The organism is Amaricoccus sp. (genome assembly GCF_047602525.1).
Classification (GTDB): domain Bacteria; phylum Pseudomonadota; class Alphaproteobacteria; order Rhodobacterales; family Rhodobacteraceae; genus Amaricoccus.
This window is the reverse complement of the sequence record NZ_JASGHB010000001.1, coordinates 1,445,036-1,460,364: the sequence shown is the minus strand read 5'-3', so window position 1 is coordinate 1,460,364 and position 15,329 is coordinate 1,445,036. Positions and strand designations below refer to the sequence as shown.

15 protein-coding genes are annotated in these 15,329 nt (G+C 70.2%); 12 read left to right on the top strand and 3 right to left on the bottom strand.

Features of this window, described 5'->3' with window-relative positions:
• Nucleotides 1-44: 44 nt before the first annotated feature.
• Both QM699_RS07630 and QM699_RS07625 read left to right on the top strand, forming a co-directional pair.
• Nucleotides 45-857 carry a DUF533 domain-containing protein gene (locus QM699_RS07630; protein WP_415010567.1) on the top strand — a complete coding sequence of 271 codons (813 nt, stop codon included), beginning with the start codon at nucleotides 45-47 and terminating at the stop codon, nucleotides 855-857.
• Between the two features lie 48 nt (nucleotides 858-905).
• Nucleotides 906-1,310, top strand: coding sequence for a protease inhibitor I42 family protein (locus QM699_RS07625; RefSeq protein ID WP_415010566.1), 405 nt, complete (start codon nucleotides 906-908; stop codon nucleotides 1,308-1,310).
• 22 nt (nucleotides 1,311-1,332) lie between these two features.
• Here QM699_RS07625 and QM699_RS07620 read toward each other — a convergent pair whose 3' ends face one another.
• Nucleotides 1,333-2,085, bottom strand: a complete 753-nt coding sequence (locus QM699_RS07620; protein ID WP_415010565.1) for a DeoR/GlpR family DNA-binding transcription regulator — start codon at nucleotides 2,083-2,085, stop codon at nucleotides 1,333-1,335.
• A gap of 99 nt (nucleotides 2,086-2,184) precedes the next feature.
• Between QM699_RS07620 and QM699_RS07615 the strand changes: the two genes are divergently transcribed.
• Nucleotides 2,185-3,366, top strand: coding sequence for an MFS transporter (locus QM699_RS07615; RefSeq protein WP_415010564.1), 1,182 nt, complete (start codon nucleotides 2,185-2,187; stop codon nucleotides 3,364-3,366).
• A gap of 4 nt (nucleotides 3,367-3,370) precedes the next feature.
• Here QM699_RS07615 and sbmA read toward each other — a convergent pair whose 3' ends face one another.
• Nucleotides 3,371-4,648, bottom strand: a complete 1,278-nt coding sequence (sbmA, locus tag QM699_RS07610; RefSeq protein WP_415010563.1) for a peptide antibiotic transporter SbmA — start codon at nucleotides 4,646-4,648, stop codon at nucleotides 3,371-3,373.
• 200 nt (nucleotides 4,649-4,848) lie between these two features.
• Between sbmA and QM699_RS07605 the strand changes: the two genes are divergently transcribed.
• The 6 genes from QM699_RS07605 to QM699_RS07580 all read left to right on the top strand — a co-directional run bounded on the left by QM699_RS07605 (nucleotide 4,849) and on the right by QM699_RS07580 (nucleotide 10,315).
• The gene (locus tag QM699_RS07605; RefSeq protein ID WP_415010562.1) at nucleotides 4,849-5,715 is read left to right on the top strand and encodes an ATPase; all 867 of its coding nucleotides are present in this window, start codon (nucleotides 4,849-4,851) and stop codon (nucleotides 5,713-5,715) included.
• On the top strand, nucleotides 5,712-6,746 hold the full coding sequence (locus QM699_RS07600) for a cation diffusion facilitator family transporter (RefSeq protein ID WP_415010561.1): 1,035 nt from the start codon (nucleotides 5,712-5,714) through the stop codon (nucleotides 6,744-6,746). The genes QM699_RS07605 and QM699_RS07600 overlap by 4 nt, the downstream gene beginning before the upstream one ends.
• 27 nt (nucleotides 6,747-6,773) lie before the next feature.
• A complete protein-coding gene (locus QM699_RS07595) occupies nucleotides 6,774-7,691 on the top strand; it encodes a homoserine O-succinyltransferase (protein WP_415010560.1) in 918 nt (305 codons plus the stop codon).
• Between the two features lie 189 nt (nucleotides 7,692-7,880).
• Nucleotides 7,881-8,774: a polyphosphate kinase 2 gene (ppk2, locus tag QM699_RS07590; protein WP_415010559.1), complete on the top strand. Its 894-nt coding sequence runs from the start codon at nucleotides 7,881-7,883 to the stop codon at nucleotides 8,772-8,774.
• A gap of 138 nt (nucleotides 8,775-8,912) precedes the next feature.
• Nucleotides 8,913-9,386: an RDD family protein gene (locus tag QM699_RS07585; RefSeq protein ID WP_415010558.1), complete on the top strand. Its 474-nt coding sequence runs from the start codon at nucleotides 8,913-8,915 to the stop codon at nucleotides 9,384-9,386.
• Between the two features lie 107 nt (nucleotides 9,387-9,493).
• Nucleotides 9,494-10,315, top strand: coding sequence for an arginyltransferase (locus tag QM699_RS07580; RefSeq protein WP_415010557.1), 822 nt, complete (start codon nucleotides 9,494-9,496; stop codon nucleotides 10,313-10,315).
• 209 nt (nucleotides 10,316-10,524) lie between these two features.
• Here QM699_RS07580 and QM699_RS07575 read toward each other — a convergent pair whose 3' ends face one another.
• Nucleotides 10,525-11,013 carry a TRAP transporter small permease subunit gene (locus tag QM699_RS07575; protein WP_415010556.1) on the bottom strand — a complete coding sequence of 163 codons (489 nt, stop codon included), beginning with the start codon at nucleotides 11,011-11,013 and terminating at the stop codon, nucleotides 10,525-10,527.
• A 451-nt stretch (nucleotides 11,014-11,464) separates the two neighbouring features.
• Here QM699_RS07575 and QM699_RS07570 point away from each other — a divergent pair, with 451 nt between their 5' ends.
• From QM699_RS07570 to QM699_RS07560, 3 genes are all read left to right on the top strand, one after another.
• Entirely contained in the window at nucleotides 11,465-13,219 is a 1,755-nt protein-coding gene (locus QM699_RS07570; protein WP_415010555.1) for an acetolactate synthase 3 large subunit, read from the top strand.
• Nucleotides 13,220-13,229: 10 nt separating this feature from the next.
• Nucleotides 13,230-13,790, top strand: coding sequence for an acetolactate synthase small subunit (ilvN, locus tag QM699_RS07565; protein ID WP_415010554.1), 561 nt, complete (start codon nucleotides 13,230-13,232; stop codon nucleotides 13,788-13,790).
• 94 nt (nucleotides 13,791-13,884) lie between these two features.
• Complete coding sequence (locus QM699_RS07560) at nucleotides 13,885-15,318, top strand: FAD-linked oxidase C-terminal domain-containing protein (RefSeq protein WP_415010553.1); 1,434 nt, start codon at nucleotides 13,885-13,887, stop codon at nucleotides 15,316-15,318.
• Nucleotides 15,319-15,329: the final 11 nt, after the last annotated feature.

Sequence of the window (15,329 nt, the reverse complement as noted above, 5' to 3'; positions counted from 1 at the left end):
GCCTAGACTTCGCCGGCGCGCGGCGCACAGGGAGGGACAACGACATGAGCTTCGGCGACATTCTCGGCCAGATCATGCAGCAGGGGCTGGGCGGCCAGACCCAGACCCGCGATCGGCTGCAGACCACCGCGAACAACCTCGACGGCCCGGGCGGCGGGCTGGGCGGGATGCTCGGCCAGCTGCAGGGTATGCTGCAGGGCGCCGGCATCGACACCGGCGCGCTCGGCGGGACGGCGCAGGGCATCGGCGACCGGGCCCGCGACTTCGCCCGCAGCGAGCAGGTGGGCGGGCTCTCCGGGGCGCAGGTCGGCGGCATCGGCGCGCTCGCCGGAGCGATCCTCGGCGGCGGCGGGCTGGGCGGGGCGGCGCGGGGCGGCGCCATGGCGATCCTCGGCACGCTGGCGATCAACGCGCTGCGGGCGGCGCAGGCCAATCGCGCCGCCGCCGACGGTGGCGCCGCGGAGGCCGCGCCGGTCGCCGAGAGCGAGGTGCGGGCGCTGACCGGACCGGAGAGCGAGAAGCTGGCGCTCCGCGCGATGATCTCCGCCGCCAAGGCCGACGGCCAGATCGACCAGGCCGAGATGCAGAAGATCATCGGCAAGATCGCGGCCGACGACGTGACCCCGGCGGAGAAGCAGTTCGTCCTCGAGGAGATGGCCAAGCCGCTCGACATCGCCGCGCTGGCGGCTGATGCCCGCGATCCGGCGCAGGCGGCGCAGGTCTATGCGGCGTCGATCCTCGCCATCGACGTCGATACCGAGCAGGAGCGGGCGTATCTGCGGGAGCTCGCCGCGGCCCTCGGCCTCGACGACGGGGCGGTGGCGCAGCTGCACAAGATGACCGGCGTCCCCGCCTGACGTCGCGGGACGCTTTGCGGCATGGCGCCCGCCTGCTAGGCTGACGCCATGCCGCGCGCTCTCGCCCTTTCGGTGCTGCTTCTGGCCACCGGCCCGGCCGGGGCGGGCGTGGTTCAGCCGGATCTGTCGCCGACCGAGACGGGCGTCGTCGCCGGCAGCGCCTCGCTTGCGATCGGCGAGCCGCTGCTCGTGGTGCTGCCGGGGCAGGCCGGCACGGGCTATGCCTGGGAGGCGCGGCCGGCGGATGGGGCGATCCTCGAGACGCAGACCGCCCGTTGCGCCGCGGCCCGGGCCGAGGGCGATGCCCGCGTCGGCGTCACCATTCCCGCCTGCTTCGCTTACGCGGGACGCGCGCCGGGCGTCACCACGCTCACCTTCGTCTACCGCCGGTCGTGGGACGTGAGCCCGGACGGCGCTTTGCGCTATGACCTGACCATCACGGTCGGCCGCTGAGGCGCACGTCGGGTCGCGCCGATCAGGCGCGGTGAATGACAGTGCCGAGGCGCGCGAACGCCGTGAGGGTCTCGGCCGGGGCGTCGGGCGAGACGACGAGATCGCCGATCGCCTCCGGCGCGGCGACGGCGAAGGCGGCGGCGGTGCCGAGCTTGTCGGTAGTGGCGGCCACGGCGAGGCGACGGCTGGCGGCGGCCATGGCGCGCTTCACCTCGGCCTCGGCGGGGTCCTGCGCGGTGGCGCCGAGGTGGGCGTCGAGGCCGCAGGCGCCGAGGAAGCACAGGTCGGCGCGCAGCCGCCGCACCGCGTCGACCGTGTCGCTGCCGACGCAGGCGTCCTTCGCCGGGTCGTAGCGGCCGCCGAGCAACAGCAGGCGCACGCCGGGATGCCGGGACAGCGTGCCGGCGACCGCGAGACAGTTGGTGGCGACCGTGAGCGAAAGGCTCGGCGGGATCGCCGCGGCGACGGCGGCGTTGGTGGTGCCTGCGTCGATGAACACCGTGGCGCCCGGCGCGATCAGTTGCACCGCAGCGGCGGCGAGCGCCGCCTTTTCCGCGGGGGCGAGGCGGGCGCGGACCGGGGCCGGGCCGAGGTCGGGCGCGAGCGGCAGGGCGCCGCCGTAGACGCGGCGGCAGGCGCCGGCGCGCGCCAGCTCGCGCAGGTCGCGGCGCACGGTGTCCTCCGACACGCCGAACGCGCTGGCGAGATCCGCGGCAAGCACGCGCCCGTCCGACACGAGGCGGGCGCGGATGATGCGGTGGCGTTCCTCGGTCAACATGCGGTCAGAAGGCGCTCTCTTCCTGTTCGTGCACGTTCTTGCATGTTTTCGTCGGTTGTGCAATCACCGGCAAAAATCGGAGAGGAGACGACGGACATGCGTGCGGGACTGGGGCTGCCGCCGGAGCGGCAGGTGTTTGCGGGATTCGCGATCTATGCCTTTGCGCTCGCCAGCATCTTTCCGCGCCTGCCGGACATCCAGGCCGAGATGGGCGTGGGCGAGGGGGCGCTCGGGCTCGGGCTGATCGGCACACCGGTCGGGACGCTGCTGTCGCTCACCTTCGCGCCGCCGCTGCTCGAACGCATGGGCTATCGCCGGGCGATCCTCGTCTTCCTGCCGCTCATCGCCGCGAGCTTCGCCGCCGCGTCCTGGGCGCCGAACCCGGGCGTGCTGTTCCTGCTGCTGCTGCCGGCGGGGATCACCATCGGCTGCATCGAGGTGATCGTGAACGTCGAGGCCGACCGGACCGAGGCGCTGATCGGCCGGCGGATCATGAACCGCGCGCATTCGTTCTGGAGCTTCGGGTTCTTCGGTGCGGGCATCGTCGGCGGGATCATCGCGCAGAGCGGCCTGTCGCCGCAGGCACATCTGGCGCTGGCCGTGCCGGTGGTGGCGCTGGCGACGCTGGCGGTGTTCGGCGGCTATCGTCCCGCGCCGAAGCGCGCGGGCGAGGGCACGGGCACGGCGGCGCCGACCTTTGCCCGGCCGACGGCCGCGATCCTCGTTCTCGTCGCCGTCACGCTGTCGGCGATGCTGATGGAGGGGGCGAGCCTCGACTGGTCGGCGATCTACATGCGCAACGTCTTCGCCGCCGAGCCGTGGCTCTCGGCCCTCGCCGTCGCGAGCTTCGCGGTGGCGCAGGCGCTGAGCCGGTTCTTCGCCGACGGCTTCGTCGAGCACTACTCGCCGGCCGGCGTGGCGCGTACCCTGATCGGGGTGATGACGGCCGGCATCGCCGTGGTCTTCCTGTCGCCCTGGCCGGCGCTGTCGCTCGCGGGCTTTGCGCTGCTCGGGGTCGGTACGAGCGCGATCTTCCCGCTCGCCATGTCGGCCGCGGCGCAGCGCACCGACCGGCCGGCGGCGATCAACGTCGCGGCGCTGGCGCAGATCTCGTTCGTGATCTTCCTGGTCGGCCCGCCGCTGCTCGGCTTCGTCGCCGAGCACTGGGGCATCCGCTGGGCCTATGGCATCGGCCTGCCGCTCGTCGCGCTCAGCCTCGCCGCCAGCGGCTCGCTCGGCCGCCGCGCCGAGCCGCGCGCCGCCCAGGCGGTCGGCTGACGCCTCAGCCGTCGACCGCGGGCGCCTCGCCGCCGCGCACGCGCGCGGCCGCCATGAACTCGCGGTCGATGCTCGGCAGCACGTCGCCGTGGATCGTCGCCTCGAACGCGCGCAGGCGCTTGTAGATCGAGAGCAGCTCGACCACCGTCGTCCACGAGTTGACGAGATACTGGAACGAGTTGCGCACCTGCCCGAGGGCGTTCAGGATCTGGTTGAGCAGGCCGAGCGTGATGGCACCTGCGACGATGGCTGGGGCGAGCACGACGTAGCCGAAGAGGTTGTCGACCTGCAGGTAGGTGATCCGGGCGACGTTGAAATACATGTAGTGGAAGTAGAGCCGGAAGTAGTTGCGTCGCACGTTGGCGAAGAGTTCGCGCGTGGCGAGCGGGTCGGCGCGGGCGGGGTCGTCCTCGCCGTAGACCAGCTCCTTGCGGTAGGCGGCCTCGACCCGCTGGTTGCGGAACTGCAGGCCGGGGAGCTTCACGCCGACGAGGGCGAGAAAGCCGGTGCCGAAGGCGGACCAGAGCAGGGCTGCCGTCACCAGCGGATAGGGGATGGAGCCGAGGATCGGCACCTCGGTGATCCCGGCGGAGAGGTGCACGAGCACCGGCAGGAACGCGATCAGGGTCATGATCGCGTCGAGCAGGCTGCTGCCGAGGGACTCGGTGGTGTCGGCGAACCGCATGGTGTCTTCCTGGACACGCTGGGAGGCGCCCTCGATCTTCCGCAGGGCGGGCCAGTGGCTCACGTAGTAGTCGTTCATCGCCGTGCGCCAGCGGAAGACATAGTGGCTGATGAAGAACAGCGAGAGCACGCCGATGATGACGGCGACCACGGCGATGGTGAGGAACGACAAGAGGCCCGCGTAGATCTCGCCGATCTCGACCGGGCGGCTCTTGGCGAGAGCGGCCTGGATCAGGTCGTAGAAGGGTCCGTACCAGTCGTTGATGGCGACGGAGACCTGCACCTGGAAGTAGGTGGTGAAGAGGATCAGCGCCGAGCCGAGGATCGACCAGCGCCACCACGGGTGCGGCGCGTAGAGTTGCCAGGCGAGGGCGAAGAGGCCGACGGCCGCGAGGTAGTAGAGGTAGAACCAGACGAAAGGCCCGGACCAGAAGCGGGCGACGCCGACGAACTGGTCGGGGTCGGAGGGGCCGGCGAGGCCGATGGCGTCGCCGAGCGACGCGCCGCCGAGATACCAGCCGGCGACCGCGAGGGCGGCCCAGATCGCGGCGGACCAGAAGAAGAGCTTGGGCGGGTTGGGGAAGAACGAGACGAACACGGGGTGGCTTCTGGCTCCGGCCGTTGTCGGGGGCGCGCGGGGGCGACGGTTCCCATTGAGCGGCAAAACGTCGCGGTTGCAATGCCTTGCTGCGTCTGCTCACCGGAGGGTGAGGCGACGGCCCCTTGGCGCGCACGGCTTGCGCGGCGCCGGCCGCCCGGCTAGGTCATGCGCGGATGACGACCGAAGGCAGGGTCCCCATGATGTACGCGACTCCCGACGAGTGGCTCGGCGCCGCGCACAAGCGCGTCTCGCTCTTCGGCATGTCCGGGCTCGGCAAGACCCGGATCGCCGCCATGCTGCGCGAGGAGGCGGAGTGGTTCCACTACTCCATCGATTTCCGCATCGGCACCCGCTACATGGGCGAGCACATCGTCGACAACTTCAAGCGCGAGGCGATGCGCAACCGCTTCCTGCGCGAGCTGCTGCGGTCGGACTCGATCTTCATCGCCTCGAACATCACCTTCCACAACCTCGCGCCGCTCTCGACCTACCTCGGCAAGCCGGGCGACCCGGACAAGGGCGGCATCCCGTTCGACGAGTACCTGCGCCGCCAGCGCCAGCACCGCGGCGCCGAGATCGCCGCCACCCGCGACGCGGTGCCGTTCATCGCCAAGGCGCGCGAGATCTACGGCTACGATCACTTCGTCTGCGACACGTCGGGCTCGCTCTGCGAGGTGGTCGACCCGACGGATCCGGCCGACCCGGTGCTGGTCGACCTCTCGGGCGCCACGCTGCCGGTCTGGTTCCGCGGCACCGAGGCCGACCTGGAGGAACTCTGCCGCCGGTTCGACCGGGCGCCGAAGCCGATGTACTACCCGGAGGGGTTCCTGACCTCGCTCTGGCACGACTATTGCGCCGAGCGGGGCATCGCCGGCGACGCGGTCGATCCCGACGACTTCATCCGGCACGGCTTTCGCGCGCTGATGGCGCACCGCCTGCCGCGCTATCAGGCGATGGCCGACCGCTGGGGGGTGACGGTCGAGGCGGCCGAGGTCGCATCGGTGCGCGATCCCGCCGACTTCGACGCGCTGATCGCCGCCGCCATCGCCCGACGCCCGGCGTGAGCGGCCACGACCATCCCGACCGCGGGCACCGCCACGACCATGGGCCCGGCGGGCACGACCACGGCGGACACGACCACGGCGGGCATGGGCACGGCGGGCATGGGCACGCGGGCCACAGCCACCACGCGGTCGCGAACGCCGGCAACGCCCGGGCGATCGGCATCGCGGCGCTCCTCACCGGCGGCTTCATGCTCGTGGAGATCGCCGGTGGCCTTGTCGCCGGCTCGCTGACGCTGCTCGCCGATGCCGGGCACATGGCGACCGACTTCGCTGCGCTCGCGATGGCGTGGCTCGCGTTCCGGGTGGCGCGCCGGCCGGCGGACGGGACACGCACCTACGGCTTCGACCGGCTGTCGGTGATGGCGGCGTTCATCAACGGCATCGCGCTCTTCGTCGTCGCCGGGTGGATCGTGATCGAGGCCGGCCGCCGGATCGCTACCCCGCAGCCGGTCGAAGGCGGGGTGGTGCTGGTGGTGGCGTCCCTCGGACTGCTCGTCAATCTCGCGTCGTTCTGGGTGCTGTCGCGCGGCGATCGGAACAACCTCAACGTCCGTGCGGCGGTGCTGCACGTCCTGAGCGACCTGCTCGGGTCGGTGGGCGCGATCGTGGCCGGACTGGTGATCCTCGCCACGGCCTGGACACCGATCGACCCGCTCCTCTCGGTGCTCGTCTCGGTACTGATCCTGCGGCACGCCTGGGGCGTGGTGCGCGACAGCGGTCATATCCTGCTCGAAGGCACGCCGCCCGGCTTCGACGCCGGCGCCATCGCCCGCGACCTCGCCGCCGCGGTGCCGGCAGTGCGCGAGGTGCGCCACCTGCACGCCTGGTCGATCAGCGAGGAGCGCCCGGTCGTGACGCTCGAGGCGCTGCTCGTCGCCGGCGCCGATCCCGAGCAGAGCCGCCGGCAGGTCAAGGCCCGGCTCGCGGACCGCTTCGGCTTCGATCACGCGACGGTCGAGGTGATCTCGGCGGAAGCCGGGGACGCACACGCTCAGGGGGAGTTGCCGCGGCGCGCCTGTGCGCCTATCTAGGCGCTCCTGACCGCCGAGGCCCGCCCGATGCCCATCAAGATCCCCCAAACCCTGCCCGCCTTCGACGTGCTCCGGCACGAGGGCGTCATGGTCATGTCGGAGGATGCGGCACTCCGGCAGGACATCCGCCCGCTGCAGATCGGGCTGCTGAACCTGATGCCGAAGAAGGTGCAGACCGAGACGCAGTTTGCGCGCGTGATCGGCACCACGCCGCTGCAGCTCGAGCTGACGCTCATCCGGATGACCGAGCATCAGTCGAAGCACACGTCGGCCCAGCACCTGGAAGCGTTCTACCAGCCGTTCTCCGAGGCGCGGAAGCGCCGCTTCGACGGGCTCATCGTCACCGGCGCGCCGATCGAGCATCTCGACTTCGAGGCGGTGAGCTACTGGGACGAGCTGCGCGAGGTGTTCGACTGGACGCAGACGCACGTGCATTCGACGATGGGGGTGTGCTGGGGCGGCATGGCGATGCTGCACCACTTCCACGGCGTGCCGAAGCACGCGCTGCCGGCCAAGGCGTTCGGCTGCTTCCGCCATCACGCCGTCGCGCCGTCGGCGCCGCTGCTGCAGGGGTTCTCCGACAGCGTCATCATTCCGGTCAGCCGCTGGACCGAGGTGCGCGGCGAGGACGTGGCGCTGCATCCCGACCTGCGGGTGCTGCTGCACTCCGAGGACGTCGGCCCGGCGCTGATCGAGGACAGCGGTCGGCGGGCGTACTACATGCTGAACCACCTGGAGTACGACTCGACCACCCTGCGCGAGGAGTACGAGCGCGACGTGGCGGCGGGCGGCGCGGTGCCGCTGCCGTGGGACTATTTCCCGGACGACGACCCGAGCCGGACGCCGGAGAACCGCTGGCGCAGCCACGGGCACCTGCTCTACGGCAACTGGATCAACCAGATTTACCAGACGACGCCGTACGACAGCGCCGAGATCGGCCGCTGAGCGGCCCTCGGCCGCGTCCTTCCGACCACCTCGACGCTGCCGTTCGAGACGACCGCAGGCCGAGAGGCGCGCCGCGGCCGCCCCGAGCCGAAGACGTTTCGGCACAAGTCCTTGCCGGATGCGGCGGACGCGATTGCGGGCTTCGCGGCCGGCAGGCATAGTCGCGATCAACGAGCGGAGGAGCGGATCGTGGCGAAAGAGGATGCAGAGAAGCCGTTCGACGGCGCGGTCAGCCGCTACGTCCGCAAGGACGCGCCCAAGGCGATCCGCGCGGCCCTCGAGGACGCGGGCAAGCACGACATCCTCGACCCGACGTATCCCTATCAGAAGCACCTCGACGACGCCGCCTATGAAAAGGCCTACGCGGCCTGCCAGCTCGAGCTGGTGCGGATGCAGCGCTGGCTGCGGGCGGAGGGCAAGCGCATCGTCATCCTGTTCGAGGGGCGCGACGCGGCGGGCAAGGGGGGCGCGATCAAGGCGATCCGCGAGAACCTCAACCCGCGATGGGCGCGCGACGTGGCGTTGGCCGCGCCGTCGGACGTCGAACGGGGGCAGTGGTATTTCCAGCGCTACGTCGCGCACCTGCCGACGCGCGGCGAACTCGTGCTCTTCGATCGCTCCTGGTACAACCGGGGCATCGTCGAGCATGTGTTCGGCTGGTGCACCGACGAGGAGCGGGAGCGGTTCTTCCGCCAGTTGCCGGGATTCGAGCAGACGCTGGTCGAGGACGGCATCATTCTCATGAAGGTCTGGCTCGCGATAAGCCGGGCCGAGGAGCTGCGCCAGTTCCTGCAGCGCGAGTCGGACCCCCTGAAGCAGTGGAAGCTGAGTCAGACCGACATCGACGGCCTGCCGAAGTTCGGCGAATTCACCAAGTCCATCGCCGAGAGCTTCCGGCGCAGCCACCTGCCCAGCGCGCCATGGACCGTGGTGCTTGCCGACGACAAGCGGCGGGCGCGGCTCGCGACGATGCAGGCGATCCTGTCGCGGCTCGACTATCCGGGCAAGGCCGTCGCGGCACCGGATCCGGCGATCTGCGGCGGGCCGGAGCTTCTCGCCGGCAAGGAGGCGACGGAGGACTGACGGCACCCGCGTGCCGCCTGCCACGCGCCGCGGTCGGTTTTCCATCTCCGGCTTCCGCGGCCTTGCAGGCCGGTCCTGCGCTTCCCATGTTTCGGCTTGCGGCCAACCCCAGACCCGATGTGCGCCGAGAGGACAGCGATGTATGCGAGCTTCGTTCACGGCCCGATGGCCGGGCTTCCCGACCCGGCGCGCGAGCCGGAATTCTATCGCGGCGTGCCGGCCCGGCGGTTCTTTGCATGGCTGATCGACGTCGTGGTGGTGCTGGCGGTCGGCGTGCCGCTGGCGGTGGTGTTCGGGGTCTTCACCCTCGGCTTCGGCTTCGTGCTGTTCCCGGCGATCCTGACCGCGGTCGCCGTCGGCTATCGCACCTGGACGCTCGCGGGCGGATCGGCCACGTGGGGCATGCGGTTCTGCGGGATCGAGTTCCGGCGGGGTGACGGCACGCGCTTCGACCTGATGACGGCGGCGCTGCACACGCTGATCCAGACGGTGGCGTTCGGGTTCTTCGTGCTGCAGGTGCTGAGCTGCGTGACGATCCTCGGCACGCGTTACGGCCAGAGCCTGCCCGACCTGATCCTCGGGACGACGGCGCTGCACCGGCCGGTGGACTGAGGGGCCGTCGTCGGGAGCCTCCGGCCGTTCACGGTGTCGGAGAATCCTGTTGCCCGGCGCTCGGCGCTGTTGCTAGGCTCCGGCGCAGAGGGGGAACCAACCGGGTCATGCGCCACAGCCTGCCGCAGTCGCACCAGTTCTACGTGACGGCACCGCAGCCTTGCCCATACCTGCCGGGCAAGGTGGAGCGCAAGCTGTTCACGGCGCTGCAGGGGGATGGCGCCTGTCACCTGAACGACGTGCTGTCGCATCAGGGATTCCGCCGCTCGCAGAATGTGCTCTACCGCCCGTCGTGTGCCGGCTGCTCGGCGTGCCTGTCGGCGCGCATCGTGGTCAGCGGCTTCGAGCCGTCGCGGGGCCAGCGGCGGGTGCTGCGGCGCAACGCCGATCTCGAGCGGATCGCGCGCAGCCCCTGGGCCACCGAGACGCAGTATGGCCTGTTCCGGCGGTATCTCGACGCGCGCCATGCCGCCGGCGGCATGGCCGACATGGACATGAACGAGTTCGCGGCGATGATCGAGGAGAGCCCGGTGCGCAGCCGGGTGATCGAGTACTATCGCCCGCGCGAGGGGCAGGCGCGGCGGGAGCTGACGGCTGTCTGCCTGACCGACGTCCTGTCCGACGGGGTGTCGATGGTCTATTCGTTCTTCGATCCGGCGCTCGATGCGCGCAGCCTCGGGTCGTACATCATCCTCGACCACATCCGGCTCGCGGCGGAGTCGAACCTGCCATACGTTTATCTCGGCTACTGGGTGCCGGGCAGCGCGAAGATGGACTACAAGCAGCGGTTCCAGCCGCTGGAGATCTTCGCCGACAGCCGCTGGTCGCTGTCGACCGAGACCGACACGGCGACGCTGGCCAAGCGACGGGGCGACCGTCCGGCGATCAGCGAGCAGGTCGCGGCGATCGAGCTGCCGTCGACGAAGTAGGATTTTTCACGCGTGAGGTCGCGGCTTTGGGCCGGATTCTCCGCGTGAGGGTTCGATGACCGTGACCTGCGCGGGCGGCGGGCCCGATTGGAGGCGTCGGTTGCCTCCGGCGGGCGTATTTTCTGCAAGCGGAAGTCCGCGGGCCGGCGTTTGCTGCGCCTTGGACGGCCCCGCCCGGCGCCCGGGCGGGGTGGTGGCGGGGGCCTGCGTCAGCCCTTGGTGCGGTTGCGGATCTGGAAGGTGTCGAAGGAGAACTCCGCCACCTGGAACCAGAGGTAGCCCTCGCCCCGGAATGCCTTCTGGCGGCAGGGGGGCATCCGGTGCGGCTGCAGGAACAGGCCGAAGGGCAGGAGGAACTTCACCGGCCAGAGCAGCAGGCCGCCGGCGTTGGACGAATGCTCGCCGCTGCGGAAGCTCGACATGAAGAACTCCAGCGAGAAGAACATCATGGTGAGCACGGAAGGGAACAGGAACAGCGGGATGCCGAGCGCGTCGATCCAGAGCTTTCGCCGATGCGGGGCCGAGCCGTAGAAGAGATCGACCCGCACATGCTCGTTGAGCTTCAGCACCTCGGCCGCACCGAGCAGGAAGATGCCCGCGAACATCTGCCACTGGATCTCGAGCCAGGCGTTCGAGCTGAGGTTGAAGAGATAGCGCGAGATGGCGTTGCCCGCGCTGATGAGGGCACTGAGCAGCACGAGCCACGCGGCGACCCAGCCGAAGACCGTGCTGATGCGATCGATTCCTGCTGCGAGGCGGAGCAGGCCCCTTATCCATTCCTCCCAGACGACCTGCGACGTTTCGTCGGCGTTTTGAGAATCTGCCAGCGGCTGCAAGGCCCTGCGACAAGCGATGCGTCCGGTTGACGCAGTATTGGCGAGCGGCGCGCAACAAAAAGTCGAAAACGCGCGCTCTCCGGCAACTTCCCTCGCATAACCCGGTTGACGCGCCGCGCGCGCCGGCGTATGGGGACCGTCTGCGGAGGGTTTTTCGACAGTGTTCGAGACGGTACTCATCGTTGGACGGCGCGGGAAACGGACGCGAGCCTGAGGCTCACGAACGGAACCGCGCCATGACCCCCCGAGCGGGGGTTTTTTTTATGGCTGGCGCCCGGCGAAGAGGGACGGGGGCGGAATCGGAGTGGTGGAGATGAAGCGAGCGATGACGGGCGCCGAAATGGTCGTCCAGGCGCTGAAGGACCAGGGCGTCGACACGGTCTTCGGCTATCCGGGCGGGGCGGTGCTGCCGATCTACGACGTGCTCTTCCAGCAGAACGATATCCGCCACATCCTCGTGCGCCACGAGCAGGCCGCGACGCACGCGGCCGAGGGCTATGCCCGGTCCACCGGCAAGCCCGGCGTCTGCATCGTCACGTCCGGCCCGGGGGCGACCAACGCGGTCACCGGGCTGACGGACGCGCTGATGGATTCGATCCCGATGATCGTCCTCAGCGGCCAGGTGCCGACGTTCCTGATCGGCAACGATGCGTTCCAGGAGGCCGATACCGTCGGCATCACCCGGCCCTGCACGAAGCACAACTGGCTGGTGAAGGACACCGCGCGCCTCTCCGAGACCATCCACCAGGCGTTTCATGTCGCCATGAAGGGGCGGCCGGGCCCGGTCCTCGTCGACATTCCGAAGGACGTGCAGTTCGCGACGGCCGACTATACGCCGCCGGAGCACGCGCGGGTGATGCACTACCAGCCCCGGACGCAGGGCGACGCGGGCGCGATCCTCGCCGCCGTCGAGGCGCTGGAGAAGGCGGAGCGGCCGGTGATCTACTCCGGCGGCGGCGTGGTCAACTCCGGGCGCGAGGCGTCGCGGCGGCTGCGCGAGCTGGTGGCGGAGACCGGGTTTCCGATCACCTCGACGCTGATGGGGCTCGGCGCCTATCCGGCTTCGGGGTCCGCGTGGCTCGGGATGCTCGGGATGCACGGGACGTACGAGGCGAACTGGACGATGCATGACTGCGACGTCATGCTGGCGATCGGCGCGCGCTTCGACGACCGGATCACCGGGCGGACGGATGCGTTCAGCCCCGGCTCGCTGAAGATCCAGATCGACATCGACCCGTCGTCGATCAACAAGAACATCCACGTCCAGATCCCGATCATCGGCGATGTGACGGAGGTGCTGTCCGAGATGCTGCGGGTCTGGCGCGAGCGCGGCTCGAAGACCCGCTCGGAGCACGTGGCGAAGTGGTGGCGGCAGATCGAGCTGTGGCGCGGGCGGAACTGTCTCGCCTACCGGAACTCGGACAAGGTCATCAAGCCGCAGCACGCGCTGGAGCGGCTCGAGGCGCTGACCAAGGGGTATGACCGCTACATCACCACCGAGGTCGGCCAGCACCAGATGTGGGCGGCGCAGTACCTCGCGTTCGAGGAGCCGAACCGCTGGATGACCTCCGGCGGGCTCGGAACCATGGGCTACGGCCATCCTGCCTCGATCGGCGCGCAGCTCGCGCACCCGGACGCGCTGGTCATCAACGTCGCGGGCGAGGCGAGCTGGCTGATGAACATGCAGGAGATGGGGACGGCGGTGCAGTACCGCCTGCCGGTGAAGCAGTTCATCCTGAACAACGAGCGGCTCGGCATGGTGCGGCAGTGGCAGGAGCTGCTGCACGGCGAGCGCTATTCCTCGTCGTGGTCGGAGGCGCTGCCCGACTTCGTGAAGCTGGCCGAGGCGTTCGGGGCGAAGGGAATTCTGGTGACGGACCCGGCGAAGCTCGACGACGCGATCCGCGAGATGATCGAACATCCCGGGCCGGTCATCGTCGACTGCGTTGTGGAGAAGCACGAGAACTGCTTCCCGATGATCCCGTCGGGCAAGGCGCACAACGAGATGCTGCTGGGCGAGGACGCCACGTCGGGCGCGATCGAAGCCGGCGGCGCGGTTCTGGTCTGAGGGGGCCGAGATGAACGCACTTGCCATCCAGAAGGGCGCGAGCCGGCACAGCGCCTATGATCTGGTCAATCCGCTCGACGAGCGGCTCGAGACCCATACGCTTGCGGTGATCGTCGACAACGAGGCGGGCGTGCTCGCCCGGGTCATCGGGCTGTTCTCCGGCCGGGGCTACAACATCGACAGCCTCACCGTGGCCGAGACCGACCACGAGGGCCACCTGAGCCGGATCACCATCGTGACGACCGGCACCAAGGCGGTGATCGAGCAGATCAAGGCGCAGCTCGGCCGGCTGGTGCCGGTGCACGAGGTGCACGACCTGACGGTCGAGGGGCCCGCCGTGCAGCGCGAGCTGGCGCTCATCAAGGTCGCCGGCACCGGCGAGCGGCGGGTGGAGGCGATGCGCACGGCGGACATCTTCCGGGCGCGCGCGGTCGACACCACGCTCGAGAGCTTCGTCTTCGAGATCACCGGCGCGCCGGAGAAGGTCGACGCCTTCATCGCGCTGATGCGGCCGCTCGGCGTGGTGGACGTGGCCCGCACCGGCGTCGCGGCGATCGCGCGCGGCGTCTGACGCGGCGCGGGGGGCCGGCGGCGCCTTGGCAATCGTTCTGGCCGGCCCTAGGCTCCGGCCAGCCGACCCACCCCCCGGACATGCGAGTGGCGCCATGCAGATGCCCGAGCCGAACCCCGCCGTCGTCGCCCGCAAGGCCGAGATCGTCGGCGGGTTGCAACGGCTGCTGCCGGCGGGCGCGGTGATCCACGCGCCGGAGGAGGTGCGGGCCTACGAGTGCGATGCGCTGACCGCCTACCGCTGTCCGCCGCTCGCCGTGGTGCTGCCGTCCTCGACGGCCGAGGTCTCGGCGATCCTCGCGTACTGCCACGCCGAGGGCGTGAAGGTGGTGCCGCGCGGCGCGGGGACGAGCCTCGCGGGGGGATCGCTGCCGACCGCGGACGCGGTGCTGCTCGGGGTCGCGCGGATGAACCGGGTGCTCGAGGTCGACACCGAGAACCGGCTGATCCGGGTCGAGACCGGCCGGACCAACCTCAGCGTCACCGCGGCGGTAGAGGCGGACGGGTTCTTCTACGCGCCCGATCCGTCGAGCCAGCTCGCCTGCGCCATCGCCGGGAACATCGCCATGAACTCGGGCGGGGCGCACTGCCTGAAGTACGGCGTGACGACGAACAACCTGCTCGGCGTCACCATGGTGCTGATGGATGGCACGGTGGTGGAGCTGGGCGGCGGCCATCTCGACCCGGGCGGCCTCGACCTGCTCGGCATCGTCTGCGGCTCGGAGGGGCAGCTCGGGGTGGTGACGGAGGCGACGCTGCGGATCCTCGCGAAACCCGAGGGGGCGCGGCCGGTGCTGCTCGGGTTCGGCTCGAACGAGGTGGCGGGCGCCTGCGTGTCGGACATCATCCGGGCGGGCGTGCTGCCGGTGGCGATCGAGTTCATGGACCGCCCGTGCATCGAGGCGTGCGAGGCGTTTGCCCATGCCGGCTATCCGGATGTCGAGGCGCTGCTCATCATCGAGGTCGAGGGCTCGGAGGCCGAGATCGCCGACCAGCTCGGGCGGATCGTCGAGATCGCCGCGCGGCATGCGCCGGAGGTCATCCGCGAAAGCCGGTCGGCCGAGGAGAGCGCGCTGATCTGGAAGGGCCGGAAGTCGGCCTTCGGGGCGATGGGGCAGATTGCCGACTACATCTGTCTCGACGGCACGATCCCGGTGAGCGAGCTGCCGCTGGTGCTGCGCCGGATCGGCGAGCTGACCGCGGGCTATGGGCTCGGGGTCGCGAACGTGTTCCATGCGGGCGACGGCAACATGCACCCGCTGATCCTCTACAACGCGAACAAGCCCGGGGATCTCGAGAAGGCGGAGGCGCTCGGGGCCGATATCCTGCGGCTCTGCGTCGAGGTCGGCGGCTGCCTGACCGGCGAGCATGGCGTCGGCGTCGAGAAGCGTGACCTGATGGAGGTGCAGTATGCGCCTGCGGATCTCGAGGCGCAGTTGCGGGTGAAGGACGTGTTCGATCCCGGCTGGCTGCTCAATCCGGCAAAGGTGTTTCCGCTCGCGGTCTCGGCCCCGCGACGGGCGGCCTGAGGATGCGCGGC